Origin of the sequence: Bradyrhizobium sp. USDA 326 (assembly GCF_049739485.1) — a bacterium.
Taxonomy (GTDB): domain Bacteria; phylum Pseudomonadota; class Alphaproteobacteria; order Rhizobiales; family Xanthobacteraceae; genus Bradyrhizobium.
Genome location: NZ_JBMGQA010000001.1, coordinates 2,975,402 through 2,990,019 on the forward strand (window position 1 = coordinate 2,975,402; position 14,618 = coordinate 2,990,019).

13 protein-coding genes are annotated in these 14,618 nt (G+C 65.0%); 5 read left to right on the top strand and 8 right to left on the bottom strand.

Going from position 1 to position 14,618, the window contains the following annotated elements:
• The first annotated feature begins 157 nt into the window (after positions 1-157).
• Positions 158-1,057, top strand: a complete 900-nt coding sequence (locus tag ABIG06_RS14170; RefSeq protein ID WP_370137211.1) for an EamA family transporter — start codon at positions 158-160, stop codon at positions 1,055-1,057.
• Positions 1,058-1,194: 137 nt separating this feature from the next.
• Here ABIG06_RS14170 and ABIG06_RS14175 read toward each other — a convergent pair whose 3' ends face one another.
• Genes ABIG06_RS14175 through ABIG06_RS14190 form a run of 4 tightly spaced genes read right to left on the bottom strand, consistent with a single transcriptional unit; the run spans position 1,195 to position 3,669 of the window.
• Positions 1,195-1,677 carry a DUF1178 family protein gene (locus ABIG06_RS14175; protein WP_370137213.1) on the bottom strand — a complete coding sequence of 161 codons (483 nt, stop codon included), beginning with the start codon at positions 1,675-1,677 and terminating at the stop codon, positions 1,195-1,197.
• Positions 1,674-2,552: a carbon-nitrogen hydrolase family protein gene (locus tag ABIG06_RS14180; RefSeq protein ID WP_370137215.1), complete on the bottom strand. Its 879-nt coding sequence runs from the start codon at positions 2,550-2,552 to the stop codon at positions 1,674-1,676. The genes ABIG06_RS14175 and ABIG06_RS14180 overlap by 4 nt, the downstream gene beginning before the upstream one ends.
• Positions 2,549-2,824 carry a glutaredoxin 3 gene (grxC, locus tag ABIG06_RS14185; protein WP_319336029.1) on the bottom strand — a complete coding sequence of 92 codons (276 nt, stop codon included), beginning with the start codon at positions 2,822-2,824 and terminating at the stop codon, positions 2,549-2,551. The genes ABIG06_RS14180 and grxC overlap by 4 nt, the downstream gene beginning before the upstream one ends.
• Before the next feature lie 47 nt (positions 2,825-2,871).
• Positions 2,872-3,669 (bottom strand): ComF family protein, encoded by a 798-nt coding sequence (locus ABIG06_RS14190; RefSeq protein WP_124162722.1) that lies wholly within the window; start codon positions 3,667-3,669, stop codon positions 2,872-2,874.
• 121 nt (positions 3,670-3,790) lie between these two features.
• On the opposite strand from ABIG06_RS14190, the gene ABIG06_RS14195 reads away from it, so the two are divergent.
• Positions 3,791-4,660 (top strand): methyltransferase domain-containing protein, encoded by an 870-nt coding sequence (locus ABIG06_RS14195; protein ID WP_370140841.1) that lies wholly within the window; start codon positions 3,791-3,793, stop codon positions 4,658-4,660.
• A gap of 134 nt (positions 4,661-4,794) precedes the next feature.
• On the opposite strand, the gene ABIG06_RS14200 is transcribed toward ABIG06_RS14195, so the two are convergent.
• The 3 genes from ABIG06_RS14200 to ABIG06_RS14210 all read right to left on the bottom strand — a co-directional run bounded on the left by ABIG06_RS14200 (position 4,795) and on the right by ABIG06_RS14210 (position 7,537).
• Positions 4,795-5,205 (bottom strand): (deoxy)nucleoside triphosphate pyrophosphohydrolase, encoded by a 411-nt coding sequence (locus ABIG06_RS14200; RefSeq protein ID WP_124162724.1) that lies wholly within the window; start codon positions 5,203-5,205, stop codon positions 4,795-4,797.
• Between the two features lie 4 nt (positions 5,206-5,209).
• Complete coding sequence (argJ, locus tag ABIG06_RS14205) at positions 5,210-6,451, bottom strand: bifunctional glutamate N-acetyltransferase/amino-acid acetyltransferase ArgJ (RefSeq protein ID WP_370137217.1); 1,242 nt, start codon at positions 6,449-6,451, stop codon at positions 5,210-5,212.
• Between the two features lie 147 nt (positions 6,452-6,598).
• Positions 6,599-7,537, bottom strand: a complete 939-nt coding sequence (locus ABIG06_RS14210; RefSeq protein ID WP_124162726.1) for a peptidylprolyl isomerase — start codon at positions 7,535-7,537, stop codon at positions 6,599-6,601.
• A gap of 354 nt (positions 7,538-7,891) precedes the next feature.
• On the opposite strand from ABIG06_RS14210, the gene secA reads away from it, so the two are divergent.
• Positions 7,892-10,732: a preprotein translocase subunit SecA gene (gene secA, locus ABIG06_RS14215; protein ID WP_370137219.1), complete on the top strand. Its 2,841-nt coding sequence runs from the start codon at positions 7,892-7,894 to the stop codon at positions 10,730-10,732.
• A 386-nt stretch (positions 10,733-11,118) separates the two neighbouring features.
• Here secA and ABIG06_RS14220 read toward each other — a convergent pair whose 3' ends face one another.
• A complete protein-coding gene (locus tag ABIG06_RS14220; RefSeq protein WP_124162728.1) occupies positions 11,119-11,562 on the bottom strand; it encodes a MarR family winged helix-turn-helix transcriptional regulator in 444 nt (147 codons plus the stop codon).
• Positions 11,563-11,741: 179 nt separating this feature from the next.
• Between ABIG06_RS14220 and ABIG06_RS14225 the strand changes: the two genes are divergently transcribed.
• Both ABIG06_RS14225 and ABIG06_RS14230 read left to right on the top strand, forming a co-directional pair.
• The gene (locus ABIG06_RS14225) at positions 11,742-12,926 is read left to right on the top strand and encodes a substrate-binding domain-containing protein (protein ID WP_370137221.1); all 1,185 of its coding nucleotides are present in this window, start codon (positions 11,742-11,744) and stop codon (positions 12,924-12,926) included.
• A gap of 164 nt (positions 12,927-13,090) precedes the next feature.
• On the top strand, positions 13,091-14,605 hold the full coding sequence (locus tag ABIG06_RS14230) for an amidase (RefSeq protein WP_124162730.1): 1,515 nt from the start codon (positions 13,091-13,093) through the stop codon (positions 14,603-14,605).
• Positions 14,606-14,618 lie beyond the last annotated feature (13 nt).

Consider the following 14,618-nt stretch of genomic DNA (forward strand, 5'->3'; position numbering starts at 1 on the left):
AAACTGCTTCCTGGGGTTATGGGTCCCTGCGTTCGCAGGGACGACACTGAACTTGTTGCGCGAGCATCGCACCCATGACATCCGCGTGATTGACCTGCTTGAGCGCTAGCTGCAGGTTGGCCGTAATATCTGGCCCCCGTACCCATTTCCACCCCCCATGCTCACCGTTACCAGCCTCTGGATTCCCTTCACCATCGTTGCCGCGCTCGGGCAGGTTGCGCGCAATGCGATGCAGCGGTCGTTGACGAAGCCGCTGGGAACCTGGGGCGCGACCAATATCCGGTTCCTGTTCGGCTTCCCGTTCTCGCTGCTGTTTCTGGGCGTGGTGCTGCTCGCGACCGGCGATCATCTGAGCATGCCGCCGACCGTGTTCTGGCCGTGGCTGCTGCTCGGCGCGCTCAGCCAGATCGTCGCCACCGGCCTGATGCTGCTTGCGATGAACGACCGCTCCTTCGTGGTGACGACGGCGTATCTGAAGACCGAGGCGATCCAGACCGCGATCTTCGGCTTCGTCTTCCTCGGCGACCACCTGACCTGGCTCAAGGTGCTGGCGATCGTGATCGCGACGATCGGCGTCGTCATCACCGCGCTGCGGCCGGGCGGCGAGAAGGGCTTTGCCGAATTGAAGCCGACCATCACCGGCCTCATTGCTGCTGCGGCATTCGCGCTCTCGGCGGTCGGTTTTCGCGGTGCCATCATCAATGTGCCCGGCGTATCTTTCGTGACCTCAGCATCGTTCACCCTGGTGCTCGGCCTGTTCGTGCAGACGCTGGTCTTGACGATCTATCTGCTCTGGCGCGCGCCAGACGTGCTGCGCGGCATCCTCGGACTATGGCGGCCGTCGATGCTGGCGGGTTTCACGGGCGCCTTCGCCTCGCAATTCTGGTTCCTGGCCTTCGCACTGACGGCCGCCGCCAATGTCCGCACGCTCGCTTTGATCGAGGTTCTGTTCGCGCAAGCCGTCGCCTACTACTCGTTCAAGCAGCCGGTCGCGCCGCGCGAGCTTCTTGGCATCGCGCTGATCGTGGTCGGCGTTGCGGTGCTGGTGGGAGTGTAGCAGTCATTCCGGGGCGATGCGCAGCATCGAACCATGGTGCGCGGTTGCGCACCTGAGAATCTCGAGATCCCCCGAAGCGCAATTGCGCATCTGAGGTCTGGTCCTTCGGACCATCCGGGGATGACGCGCTCCGCGCGTCAGTTCCGGTCTTCCGGGAGCGTCGGCAGCGGCGAGACCTCGATGCCTTCCTCGATCAGCGACTTCGCCTCTTCCGGCGAGGCCTCGCCATAGATCGGACGGTGCTCCTTGTCGCCGTAGTGCATGGCGCGGGCCTCGTTGGCAAAACGCTCGCCGACATTGTCGGCGTTCTTGACGATATGATCGCGCAGCTCCTTGAGCTTGGCACGCAGCTCGCGCTCCTGCGCCATCAGCAGCGAGGTCGGTCCTGAGGGCGCAGCCTCGGGTGTGGTCGCGGTCGCGGCCTCCGGCGGCGGCGTCGCGCGTCCACAGCCCTTCTTGCCGACGATGCGCGGGGCCATGATCGCCTTCTCGACCTTGGCCGAGCCGCAGATCGGGCAGGTCACGAGCTTGCGCTTCACCTGCGAATCATACGCCGACGAGCTCTGGAACCAGCTCTCGAAGTCGTGGTCCCGGTCGCAGCGAAGGGCGTAGCGGATCATGCCGAGCCCCGCACGAGGTGCAGATGGTCCGGTCCAGCCTTGGGATCGGAGACGCCGAAGCGGCGGCCATGCTGGAGCGAGGGAATCGCCCGGCGGGCGGTCTCGACCTTGGCAGGATCGATCCTGGCCATGATGATGCCGGGCTCGACATCGCCCTCGGCGAGGATCTCGCCCCAGGGATCGATGATCAGCGAATGGCCGTAAGTCTCGCGCTTGTTCTCGTGCAGGCCGGCCTGGGCCGCGGCGAACACGAAGCAGCCGGTCTCGATCGCGCGTGCGCGCAACAGCACGTGCCAATGCGCTTCCCCGGTCTTGCGGGTGAAGGCAGAGGGCACGGTGATGAAGGAGGCGCCGCTTTCGGCGAGCGCGCGATAGAGCGCGGGGAAGCGCACATCGTAGCAGATCGTCAAGCCCACGCGGCCCCAGGGCAGATCCGATATCACGGCGGTTTCGCCCGGCTGGTAATTGGCGGATTCGCGATAGCTCTCGCCGTCCGGCAGCTCGATGTCGAACATGTGGATCTTGTCGTAGCTCGCGAGCACGTTGCCCTCGGGCCCGATCAGGAAGGAGCGGTTGACCGCCTTCTCCGGCGAGAAGCGCAGTGCCAGCGAGCCGACATGGAGATGAATCTTCAATTCCGCCGCGAGGGCCCGATAGGCCTTCAGCGAAGCGTCGTCCTCTTCACTCTGCAGATGCTCGAACAATGCCTTGCGGTTCAGCTGCATCATGTTGCTGACTTCGGGCGTCTGCACGTAGTCGGCGCCATTGGCCGCAGCCTGCCGGATCAGCCTTGTTGCCTGTTCGAGGCTCGGCTCGGGCATCAGGCCGGTGCGCATCTGCACCATGGCCGCGGTGAAGGTGCGATTCTCGCTCATGAGGCCGCCTTGACGCTCTCGAGCATGCCGTCGAGCTTGCCGTCGCGGTCGAGCGCATAGAGCTCGTCGCAGCCGCCGACATGGGTGCCGCCGATCCAGATTTGCGGGAATGTCGAGCCTTGGCCGGCGCGGCCGTACATTTCCTGGCGCCAGGACGGGTTCTTGGCGACGTCGAATTCGGTGAAGGTCGCCTTCTTGCGGGTCAGCAGCGACTTGGCGGCGGAACAATAGCCGCAGCCCGGCCGGGTGTAGATCTCGACAGCAGCAGTCATGTCGTCTGGCGCTCTCATGTCATGAATTCACTGAATTATATGGGACTTCACCTGACCTCCACAACCCGGGCGAAGACCAGCACGTCGACCTGGGCCGCCTTGGCGCGGAGCAGGACCCGCGCGCAGGCATCCAGCGTCGCCCCCGACGTCAGGACGTCGTCGATCAGGACAATGCGGCGGCCCTGAACCTCGGCCTGGCGGTCGGGAGATACCTGGAATGCGCCCTGCACATTGGTGGCGCGCTGGGCGCGCGACAGGCCGATCTGCTGCTCGGTGGCGCGCACCCGGCGCAGCACCTCGCTCTGCACCTTGACGCCGCTCTGCCGCGCGATCACGCGCGCCAGCGCCCCGGACTGGTTGTAGCGGCGCCGCCAGGCCCGCCGCCAATGCAGGGGGACCGGCACCAGCATGTCGGCGCCGGCGAGCAGCTCGCCGCCCGCGCGCGCCATCCAGCGGCCCATGGCGGGCGCCAGATCGGTGCGGTCCTGGTATTTCAGCGCATGCACCAGCGTGCGGGCGACGTCGTCATAGCGCACGGCAGCGCGGGCGCGCTGGTAGGCCGGTGGACTCGCGATCGCCTCCATCGACAGCATGTCGGGGCCGGGGTCATACACAAAGGGGATGCCGAGCCGCGGGCAGTAGGGCCGTTCGATGAACGACAGCCGCGCCCAGCATGAGGCGCAAACGCCCTCGCCGTCGACCGGCTCATGGCAGGATACGCACTGCGTCGGCAGCGCGATGTCGAGCGCGAGCCGCGCCGCCCGCGACAGCACGTGGCGGCCGGCCGTCCACGCGGCCCGCAGCGGTGCGGCGAAGGAACGGCTGGGGGCGACGTTGGTTTCCATGCGGGAACGCTAGCGTTGTACCATGGATTGCTCAAGTCATCGTCTCGTGCCCCGGACGCAGCGCAGCGCTCCTTCAGCGCGGCGGCGCGTCGGGGACACGAGGGTGATTGCCATGGCCAGCATGATCGGCGTAACCAGCGGCATGGCTCAGCCCCCGCAAGCTCCGCCCGCTTTGTTCGATCGTGCCTTGCTGCATGCACGGCAGCGGCGTGCGCGGGCGCAGGGCGAGGTGACATTCCTGCTCGACCGTGTTGCCGAGGACATGTCCGACCGGCTGGCTGCGGTGATGCGCGAGTTTCACGCACCGGTCGATCTCTGGACGCCCGGCGACGGGCTCGCGGCGTTGCGCGCGCGCGTGCCTTCGCTCGATCGGATCGCGCCCGATGCGACTGGCGGGGAAAAGCTGCCCTTCGCGCCGGAAAGCCTCGATCTCGTCGTCTCGGCGCTGGCATTGCAATTCGTCAACGACCTGCCGGGCGTGCTGGCGCAGGTCCGTCGCGCACTGAAGCCGGACGGATTGCTGCTTGCCGCGATGATCGGCGGCGACAGCCTGACCGAGCTGCGGCAGGCCTTTGCCGCGGCAGAAGCCGAATGCGAGGGCGGCGTGTCGCCGCGCGTGGCGCCGTTCGCCGACCTCCGCGACATCGGCGCGCTGTTGCAGCGGGCCGGCTTCGCGCTGCCGGTCACCGACGTCGACCGCGTCGTGGTGCGCTATGGCAATGCTTTCGCCTTGATGCAGGATCTCCGCCGCATGGGCGCGGCCAATGTGCTGATCGAACGGCGCCGCACGCCGAGCCGCCGCGCAACGCTGCTGCGGATGGCCGAGATCTATACCGAACGCTTTGCCGATGCCGACGGCCGCATCCGTGCCACTTTCGACATCATCTGGCTGTCCGGCTGGGCTCCGCATGCGAGCCAGCAGCAGCCGCTGAAGCCGGGATCGGCCAAGGCGAGCCTGGCAGAGGCAGTGAAGAAGGCCGGGAGGGAGTGACACGTGTCCCGGACGCGCCGCAGCGCTCTTGCGCTGCTGCGCAGAGCCGGGACCCAGCCTGCCGCTAGCATGGGCCCCGGCTCTGCAGCGCACCGCTAAAGAAGCGCTGCGCTGCGTCCGGGGCACAGTGCAACTCACATCAGCAGATCGATCAGATGCGGGATCAGCGGGATGTCCGCGGGCGGCATCGGGTAGTCGCGCAGCTTGTTGGCGCGGACCCAGGCGAGGTTTTGCCCTTCGCGCGGCGTCACCAGGCCCTCCCAGCGCCGGCAGATGTAGAGCGGCATCAGGAGGTGAAAGGTCTCGTAGCCGTAGCTGGCGAAGGTCAGTGGCGCGAGGCATGGCTCGGCGACGGTGATGCCGAGCTCCTCATGGAGCTCGCGGATCAGGCTCTGCTCCGGCCGCTCGCCCGGCTCGAGCTTGCCGCCCGGGAATTCCCAGAGTCCGGCCAGCGCCTTGCCCTCGGGGCGTTGCGCGATCAGGACGCGCTTGTCGGCATCGACCAGCGCGCAGGCCACGACGAGGGTGAGCTTCAGTTCGGCCATCCGATCAGGACCTGTAATCCCCGTTGATCGCGACGTATTCCTTGGTGAGATCGCAGGTCAGCACGCGGTCGCGGCCCTTGCCGAGGCCGAGCGAGACCAGAATCGCGATCTCCGGCACCTTCATCGCTTCCGACACCTGCGCTTCGTCATAGTCGGGATCGCGCGCGCCGCGCTTGGCGACGCGGATGCCGTTGAACGAGATCGAGAGCTTGTCGCGATCGGCCGGCTCGCCGGCCTTGCCGACCGCCATCACCACGCGGCCCCAATTGGCGTCTTCGCCGGCGATCGCAGTCTTCACCAGCGGCGAGTTGGCGATCGACATCGCGATCTTGCGCGCCGAGGCCTTGGTCCTGGCGCCCTCGACCGTGATCTCGACCAGCTTGCGCGCGCCTTCGCCGTCGCGCGCCACCTGCTCGGCGAGATTGGCAAGCACCTGGTTGAAGGCCTTGACGAAGGCCTTCAGGCGCGGATCGCTGGCGCGACTGATCTTCGGTGCGCCGTGCCCGGCGGCGGCGCCGGTCGCAAAAGCCAGCAGCGTGTCCGACGTCGACGTATCGCCGTCGATCGTCACCGCATTGAAAGTGTCCTCGACGCCGCTCTTGAGCAGCGCCTGCAAGGCCGCGGGCGCGATCGGCGCGTCGGTGAAGATGAAGGACAGCATCGTCGCCATGTCGGGAGCGATCATGCCGGCGCCCTTGGCCATGCCGTTGATGGTGACCTTGGCCCTGCCGAGCTTGACTGTCGCGGTCGCGACCTTCGGAAAGGTGTCGGTCGTCATGATCGCCTTGGCCGCGGCGAGATAATCGCCGGGCTCGGCGGTCTCGGCGAGGCGGCCCAGCACGCCGTCGAACTTGGTCGCATCCAGCGGCTCGCCGATCACGCCGGTCGAGGCGAGGAAGATCTCGCTCTCGCTGCACCCGACCGCCTTGGCCGCGATCTTCGCGGTCAGCGCCGTGGAGGCGCGGCCGGTCTTGCCGGTGAAGGCATTGGCGTTGCCGGAATTGACCACCAGCGCGCGCGCCTTGCCGCCCTTCAGCTTGGCGCGGCACCATTCCACCGGCGCTGAGGGGCATTTCGACTTGGTGAAGACGCCGGCCACCGCGGTGCCCTTGTCCATCACCGCCAGCAGCACGTCGGTGCGGTTCCTGTAGCGGATGCCGGCTTCGGCCGTCGCAAGACGGATGCCCGCGATCACGGGCATGTCGGGAACGGTTTTGGGGGCGAGGGGAGAGACGGAGGAGGACATCGCGAGGCGCCTTCGTGGAATCTGGACAAGCAGATGCCCGGCTCCTCTGTGCGAAGACGCGCTTCGCGCTTAGGGCCGGGCATCTGGAAGGCTTAGATACCCTTGGCGTCAGCGAAGTGACAGCGAATTCTTACTTTCTTCGCGGTCTTACTTCTTTGCGGGCGGCGCCATCTTGCTGTCGGACGGCTTGGCAGCGTCCGCCGGCTTCGCATCGGACTTGGCGTCCTTGGACGCATCCGCCGCAGGCTGGTCGAGCCGCTCGACCTTGGCTTCGGTGCGCAGCTTGGCGACATACTCGGCCTGAGCCTTGCGGGTCACGTACTGCTCGATCTGGGCCTTGACCTGCTCGAAATCGGGCGCCTTGCGGTTACGCTTTTCCTCGACCTTGATGATGTGCCAGCCGAACTGCGACTTCACGGGGTCGGAGATCTTGCCGGGCTCGAGCGAGAATGCCACGGCCGAGAACTCCGGCACCATCTGCTCCTTGGTGAAGAAGCCGAGGTCGCCGCCATCGGCGGAGCCCGGATCCTTGGACTTCTTCTTGGCGAGCTCGGCGAAATCGGCGCCCTTGTCGAGCTCGGCCTTCACCGCCTTGGCCTCGTCCTCGGTCTCGACCAGGATGTGGCGGGCACGCACCTCTTGCTCGCCGGTGATCTGCTTGGCGGCCTCCTCATAGACCTTCTTCATGGCGTCCGGCGTGGTGGCGGCCTTGCCCTCATTGGCGAGCAGGCTGTCCATCAGGAGCCGGTTGCGGGCGAATGCGAGGCGCTTCTTGAACTCCTCGCTGTCGGCGATCTTCTTGTCTTCGGCAGCCTTGCTGACGATCTTCATGTCGATCAGAAAGGACAGGACGTTCTCGTCCTTGGTCGCCGGGTCCATCTGGGCGAGGCTCGGGCCGAGTTCCTCCTCGGCCATGGCGACGTCGCTCTTCTTGATTTCCGCGCCATTGACCTTCGCCAGCACCGGATCGTCGGCGGCCCGGAGCGGGCCCGCGAACGCCAGCGACAGCGCCAGAGCGAGGCAGCCAGCCAGGGCGGACGCATGGCGGAAGCGCTGGCCGGTGGTTACCGGGAACGAGGTGGTCATGGAAAATCCTTATGTTGAAGCAGGGGGCTGCTCGAAGCGGGGCGGACACTCGCCCAATTCAGGGGGGCTTGGCAACGCGAAAAGTCTGTCAAAATGATGAATTGGCCGCAATGCGCCCGCCGTTGACAAGGCCCCGACCGGGCCATATCTCTGCCCGGTCGCGACCATGGCGATGGCGTTTATTTTGCTGCGTTTTTGGCCGTTGAACCCAGACTTGCCCAACTCCCACCCATATGGCGGATGAACCCCGCAGTCCGGGCTCTGACGCCGCGAAGCGTCACGGTGAGTTGATAGGCAGGCGGGTGACAACTTCTTGGCTGCAAAGCGGTTAAATCGCGAACACAGGAACTAGGCATGATCGGCGCGCTCGCCCGCAAGTTTTTCGGCTCCGCCAACGACCGGCGGGTGAAGGGATATCAGTCCCGCGTCAACGCGATCAACGCGCTGGAGCCCGAGCTCGTCAAGCTCTCGGACGAGGCGCTCAAGGCCCGAACCGCCGAGTTCAAGAAGCAGCTCGCCGAGGGCAAGACGCTCGACGACCTGCTGGTGCCGGCCTTCGCCACCGTGCGCGAGGCGGCCAAGCGCACGCTCGGCCAGCGCCATTTCGACGTCCAGCTGATCGGCGGCATGGTGCTGCACGAGGGGGACATCGCCGAGATGAAGACCGGCGAAGGCAAGACGCTGGTCGCAACGCTCGCGGTCTACCTGAACGCGCTCGCCGGAAAGGGCGTCCACGTCGTCACGGTCAACGACTATCTCGCCCGCCGCGACTCCGGCTGGATGGGCCAGATCTACGGCTTTCTCGGCATGACCACCGGCGTGATCGTGCACGGCCTCGACGACGCCGAGCGCAAGGCGGCCTATGCCTGCGACATCACCTACGGCACCAATAACGAATACGGTTTCGACTATCTGCGCGACAACATGAAGTACCGGCTCGAGGACATGGTCCAGCGGCCGCACTTCTTCGCCATCGTCGACGAAGTCGATTCGATCCTGATCGACGAAGCGCGCACGCCGCTGATCATCTCCGGTCCGCTCGACGACCGATCCGATTTCTACAACACCATCGACTCGTTCCTGCCCAGGCTCGACAAGACCGATTACGAGGTCGACGAGAAGCAGCGCACGGTGACGCTGACCGAAGCCGGCATGGAGAAGATCGAGACGCTGCTGCGCGACGCCGGCCAGCTCAAGGGCGAGTCGCTCTACGACGTCGAGAACGTCTCCGTCGTGCACCACATCAACCAGGCCCTGCGCGCCCACACCCTGTTCACGCGCGACAAGGACTACATCGTCCGCGACAACGAGGTCGTCATCATCGACGAGTTCACCGGACGCATGATGCCGGGCCGCCGCTATTCGGAAGGCCTGCATCAGGCGCTGGAGGCCAAGGAGCACGTCCAGGTCCAGCCCGAGAACCAGACGCTCGCCTCGATCACCTTCCAGAACTACTTCCGCATGTACGAGAAGCTGGCGGGCATGACCGGCACGGCCGCGACCGAAGCGGACGAATTGTTCGACATCTACAAGCTCGAGGTCGTGGAGATTCCGACCAATCTGTCGGTCGCGCGCCTCGACGAGGACGACGAGGTTTACCGCACCCAGCAGGAGAAATACGCCGCCATCCTTGCCGAGATCGAGCGCGCCAATTCGCGGCTGCAGCCGGTGCTGGTCGGCACGGCGTCGATCGAGAAATCGGAAGTGCTCGCCGAATTCCTCAAGAAGAACGGCTACAAGCAGATTGATTTCGGCAAGGAGAACGCGCTCGACAAGCTCTATGCCGCGGCCCGCGCCGGCAAGCCGGCAAAGCTGTTCGCGGTGCTGAACGCGCGCTTTCACGAGCAGGAAGCCTATATCGTCGCCGAAGCCGGCGTTCCCGGCGCGATCACGATCGCGACCAACATGGCCGGCCGCGGCACCGACATCAAGCTGGGCGGCTCGCTCGAGATGCGTCTCCAGCAGGAGACCGCTGCTATCACCGACGAGGCCGAGAAGGCGAAGAAGGTCGAGCAGATCAAGGCCGACATCGCGCATTTCCGCGACATCGTGCTGAAGGCCGAGGAGACCGTCGAGATCGAGCCGGCGAAGGGGAGCAAGCCCGCCAAGACCGTGAAAAAGCCCGGCGGTCTCTACATCATCGGCTCCGAGCGGCATGAATCACGCCGCATCGACAACCAGCTGCGCGGCCGATCCGGCCGTCAGGGCGACCCCGGCCGCTCGAAGTTCTTCCTGTCGCTGGAAGACGATCTGATGCGCATCTTCGGCTCGGACCGTCTCGACAGCATGCTCCAGCGTCTCGGCCTGCAAGAGGGCGAGGCCATCATCCACCCCTGGATCAACAAGGCGCTGGAGAAGGCGCAGCAGAAGGTCGAGGCGCGCAACTTCGATATCCGCAAGAACCTCCTCAAGTTCGACAACGTCCAGAACGACCAGCGCAAGGTGATCTTCGACCAGCGCGTCGAACTGATGAAGGACGAGAGCGTCGCCGAGACCGTCACCGACATGCGCCATGCCTTCATCGACGACCTCGTTGCCAAGCACGTGCCGGAGCATGCCTATGCCGAGCAGTGGGACGTCGCGGGGCTGAAGGACGAACTGAAGCGCGTGCTCGACCTCGACCTGCCGGTCGACGAATGGGCCAAGGAAGAGGGCATCGCCGACGAGGAACTGCTGAGCCGCATCGAGACCAAGGCCGACGAGCACATGGCGGCCAAGGTCGCGCAATGGGGTCCCGACGTGATGCGTTACGTCGAGAAGACCATCCTGCTGCAGACGCTCGACCATCTCTGGCGCGAGCACCTGATCATGCTCGACCATCTGCGCCAGGTCATCGGCCTGCGCGGCTACGGCCAGCGCGATCCGCTCCAGGAGTACAAGACCGAGGCCTTCAATCTCTTCCAGGAGATGAGCGCTCACTTGCGCGAGGCCGTCACGGCGCAGCTGATGCGTGTCGAAATCGTCCCGCCGGAGCAGGAAGCACCCGTCCTGCCGCCGATGGAAGCGCACAAGTTCGATCCGAACACCGGCGAGGACGAGATGGCCCTCGCCAGCGTCACGCTCGGCGCCCAGACCACCGACGCTGCGTTGCGCGATCCGAAGAACCCGGCAAGCTGGGGCAAGGTCGGCCGCAACGAGGACTGCCCCTGCGGAAGCGGCAGGAAATACAAGCACTGCCACGGGCGGTATGCGTAATCGCTAGCTTCGCTGTCGTGCGTGAGGCGCGAGGTCGGCGCCTCACTCTCCGACGTCGTCGTCCGGCCGACCGGGCGACCCAGTACGCCGCGGGTCCTCGGCTCAATCACATCCGTCTCTGGACTACTGGATCGCCCGATTAAATCGGGCGATGACGGTTGAGCATGGGGCGCTCAGCTCTCGCCACGCCGTCGTCCCTGCCAACGCAGGGACCCATACCGCGGAATCAATCGGTGGCGCGGTGGTCGTGTCGCGCGAGAAAGCGCAACTGCTAATCTTTGAAACAACCATGGCCTGTCCCGGATCTGCGCTCCGCTTCGCTGCGCTTGTCCGGGGACGACGGGTGTTGAGAACTCGCCAAGCTGACGTTTCGATTCACGCGCAGCTCAATTCGAGCTGTCGATCAGGCTCTCCAGCAGCCGCTTGAGCTCGCTCGTCGACTTGTCGCCGTAGCTCTCCAGGATATGCTCCTCCTGGTCCACCGCGAGCGAGTTGAGCTTCTTGCACAGCACCTTGCCGCGGTCGGAGATGAACATCAGGACCTTGCGGCGATCGTTCGGGTCCTGCACGCGATAGACCAGCGTGTCGGAGACCATGCGGTCGATGATCTTGGTCAATGTCGGATGGTTGAGCAGCACGGCATCCGCAAGCTCGCCCATCGAATGGCCGCTGCCATCCGACAGCACCTTCAGGATGCGCCATTGCTCGACGGGAACACCTTCCTTGCTCAACCGCAGTTCGAGCTGCCGGTTGATCTCCCGGTTTGCTTGCGCGAGCAGGTAGGCGAGGTGTTCGGTGATCGGGGAGTTTTCTTTCGGCGGTTTTGCCACGGCTAAGACTTCGTCTTGACCCAAATGAGTGAATGTCTTGCAATCGATGCTGCATCTATATGCACTTCAATTCTTGAACATTCAATATTTTCAAAATAGGATCATTGCCTAACAAAAGGGCGGAAGCCGCGGCCGCCCGAAGAATGTGCTTTCAGGTCTGGTCCCGGACAGGAGTTGGCGTGCGCGCGACGGTGAACTTCCCGGCTCACGGCGGCCCGGCGTTGCCGCCGTCCCTGCTGTTCAGGAATTTGTCGCCATCGGCGACGGATTTCGACCTGTCACCGGTCGATGCGCATTTCATGAAGCGGCGCGGCGCACGCAACAAGCTGCGCATCGGCAATTTCCTCACCTTCACCGGCTCGCCCGGAATCTGGGGGCCGACCTCCACCAACAGCGCGATGCTGGCGGTCGCCGAGATCAACAAGCGCGGAGGCATTCTGGGCCGCGAGCTGGAGCTGTCGATCTACGATTCCGGCGGCTCGATCGAGGACGTGGTGCGCCGCGCCGAGCAGGCGATCGCCTTCGACGAGGTCGACCTCATCATGGGCTCGCATATCAGCGCCGTCCGCGTTGCGCTGCGCAAGGTCACCGGCAACCGCATCCCCTATATCTACACGCCGGTCTATGAAGGCGGCGAGCGGACGCCGGGCGTCATGGCGATCGGCGAGACGCCGCGCTGGCAGAACCGACCGTCGATCCATTGGCTCGCGGAGGTCAAGAAGGCGGCGCGCTGGTATCTCATCGGCAGCGATTACGTCTGGCCGTGGCAGTCGCATCGCGCGGTCAAGCGCTACATCAAGGAAGCGGGCGGCCAGGTCGTCGGCGAGGAGTTCGTCCCGGTCGGCGAGGACAATCACGAGCCGCATCTGGCGCGCATCCGCGCCGCCAAGCCGGACGTGGTGCTGATTTCGCTGATCGGCACCGACAGCATCACCTTCAACCGCGCCTTCGCGGAAGCGGGCCTTGCGACCTCGACGCTGCGGCTTGCCGGCGCGATGGACGAGACCGTGCTGCTCGGCATCGGCGCCGACAACACCGAGAACCTGTTCTGCGCCTCCGGCTATTTCAACTGCATGGCCTCGCGGGCCAACGACGAGTTTCTCAGTGGTTATCAAGCCATGTTCGGCCCGCACGCGCCGCCGGTCGGCTCGATCGGTCAGTCGAACTATGAAGGGTTGCGCTTCCTGGAGACCGTGGCCAACCGCGCCGGCTCGCTGGCGTTTCGTCCGCTCCTGAAGGCCGCGCGCAACACCGTCTACTCGGCCGGCCGTGGTCCCGTGACTGTTCGCGACGGCCGCGCCGAGATGCCGATGTACCTTGCTGAAGCCGACGGTCTCGACTTCAGGATCATCAAGACGTTCTGAGTGCGGCCGCTGATACGCCGCAGCCGTCTCGCGAAATAAAACTTGAAAAGGAAAATATTTCCGTCTGTAGTATCGACGCGAAGCCAACCGGCCCGCGCCGTGCAGGCGCGGGAGAAAGGCTTCCGTTCAACGCCAGGGATCAAGAAATCTTCAAGGAGAGCGCCGTGACAGTTGTCCTTCCCACGCCCGCCCAACTTCGTAGCGTCGCCGAGCAGTGCGGCCTTTCGCTGTCCGACGACGACGTCGCCTCGTTCCGCGGCCTGATGCAGGGCTCGATCGAGGCCTACAATCTCGTTGCCGCGATGCCGGACGAGGTGCCGGAGGTCAAATACCCGCGCACGCCGGGCTACCGCCCCTCGCCGGAAGAGAACCCCCGCAATGCCTGGTATCGCAAATCGACCGTGAAGGGTGCCGCCAGCGGCAAGCTCAAGGGCAAGACCGTTGCACTGAAGGACAACATCATGCTGGCCGGCGTTCCCATGACCAATGGGTCGTCGACGCTGGAAGGCTATGTGCCCGATTTCGACGCCACCATCGTCACGCGCATGCTGGATGCCGGCGCCGAGATCAAGGGCAAGGTGCATTGCGAACACTTCTGCCTGTCCGGCGGCAGCCACACCGGCTCCTACGGGGCGGTGCACAATCCGCACAAGATGGGTTACTCGGCCGGTGGCTCGTCGTCGGGCTCGGGCGTCGTGGTCGCGCTCGGCGAGGTCGACATGGCGATCGGCGGCGATCAGGGCGGCTCGATCCGGATGCCGTCCTCGTTCTGTGGCATCTACGGGATGAAGCCGACCTGGGGCCTCGTGCCTTATACCGGGATCATGCCCATCGAGATCTATGTCGACCATACCGGCCCGATGACCGCGACGGTGGCCGACAACGCGCTGCTGCTCGAAGTGCTCGCCGGCGACGACGGCTACGATCCGCGCATCAAGGCTCCGAAGGTCGAGGAATACACCAAGGCGCTCGGTCAGGGCGTCAAGGGCATGAAGATCGGCATCCTCAAGGAAGGTTTCGAGCAGCCGGTTGCAGAGGCCGCGGTGAATGAAAGCGTGCGCGAGGCGGCAAAGCGCTTCAAGGATCTCGGGGCCAGCGTCGAGACCGTGTCGATCCCGATGCATCTGCTCGGCGGCGCGATCTGGACCCCGATCGGCACCGAAGGCCTGACCCAGACCATGATGTTTGGCGACGGCTACGGCCTCAGCCGCGGCGACCTCTATTCGACCTCGCTGATGGATTTCCACCGTGGCTGGCGCCGGCAGGCCGATTCGCTGTCCGAGACCACGAAGCTGTTCATGATGCTCGGCACCTACATCAACAACAATTTCGGTCCACGCTTCTATGGCAAGGCGCTCAACATCTCGCGCCGACTGACTGCGGCCTACGACAAGGCATTGGGGGATTACGATCTCCTGCTGATGCCGACCACGCCGATGAAGGCGACCAAGCTGCCGGAGCCCAATGCCAGCCGCGAGGAGTATGTCGCCCGCGCGCTCGAGATGATCTCCAACACCGCGCCGTTCGACATCACCCACCATCCCGCAATGTCGCTGCCCTGCGGCATGGTCGACGGCCTGCCGGTCGGCCTGATGCTGGTCGGCCGCATGTTCGAGGAATCCACCATCTACCGCGCCGCCCATGCTTTCGAGCAGATCGGCGACTGGAAGAAGATGTGAGGAACCCTTTGCT

Bases quoted from the DNA above. Each gene is read 5' to 3' on its own strand.
- ABIG06_RS14170 (WP_370137211.1), top strand. From the start codon at position 158: ATGCTCACCGTTACCAGCCTCTGGATTCCCTTCACCATCGTTGCCGCG.
- ABIG06_RS14175 (WP_370137213.1), bottom strand. From the start codon at position 1,677: ATGATCCGCTACGCCCTTCGCTGCGACCGGGACCACGACTTCGAGAGC.
- ABIG06_RS14180 (WP_370137215.1), bottom strand. From the start codon at position 2,552: ATGAGCGAGAATCGCACCTTCACCGCGGCCATGGTGCAGATGCGCACC.
- grxC (WP_319336029.1), bottom strand. From the start codon at position 2,824: ATGACTGCTGCTGTCGAGATCTACACCCGGCCGGGCTGCGGCTATTGT.
- ABIG06_RS14190 (WP_124162722.1), bottom strand. From the start codon at position 3,669: ATGGAAACCAACGTCGCCCCCAGCCGTTCCTTCGCCGCACCGCTGCGG.
- ABIG06_RS14195 (WP_370140841.1), top strand. From the start codon at position 3,791: ATGATCGGCGTAACCAGCGGCATGGCTCAGCCCCCGCAAGCTCCGCCC.
- ABIG06_RS14200 (WP_124162724.1), bottom strand. From the start codon at position 5,205: ATGGCCGAACTGAAGCTCACCCTCGTCGTGGCCTGCGCGCTGGTCGAT.
- argJ (WP_370137217.1), bottom strand. From the start codon at position 6,451: ATGTCCTCCTCCGTCTCTCCCCTCGCCCCCAAAACCGTTCCCGACATG.
- ABIG06_RS14210 (WP_124162726.1), bottom strand. From the start codon at position 7,537: ATGACCACCTCGTTCCCGGTAACCACCGGCCAGCGCTTCCGCCATGCG.
- secA (WP_370137219.1), top strand. From the start codon at position 7,892: ATGATCGGCGCGCTCGCCCGCAAGTTTTTCGGCTCCGCCAACGACCGG.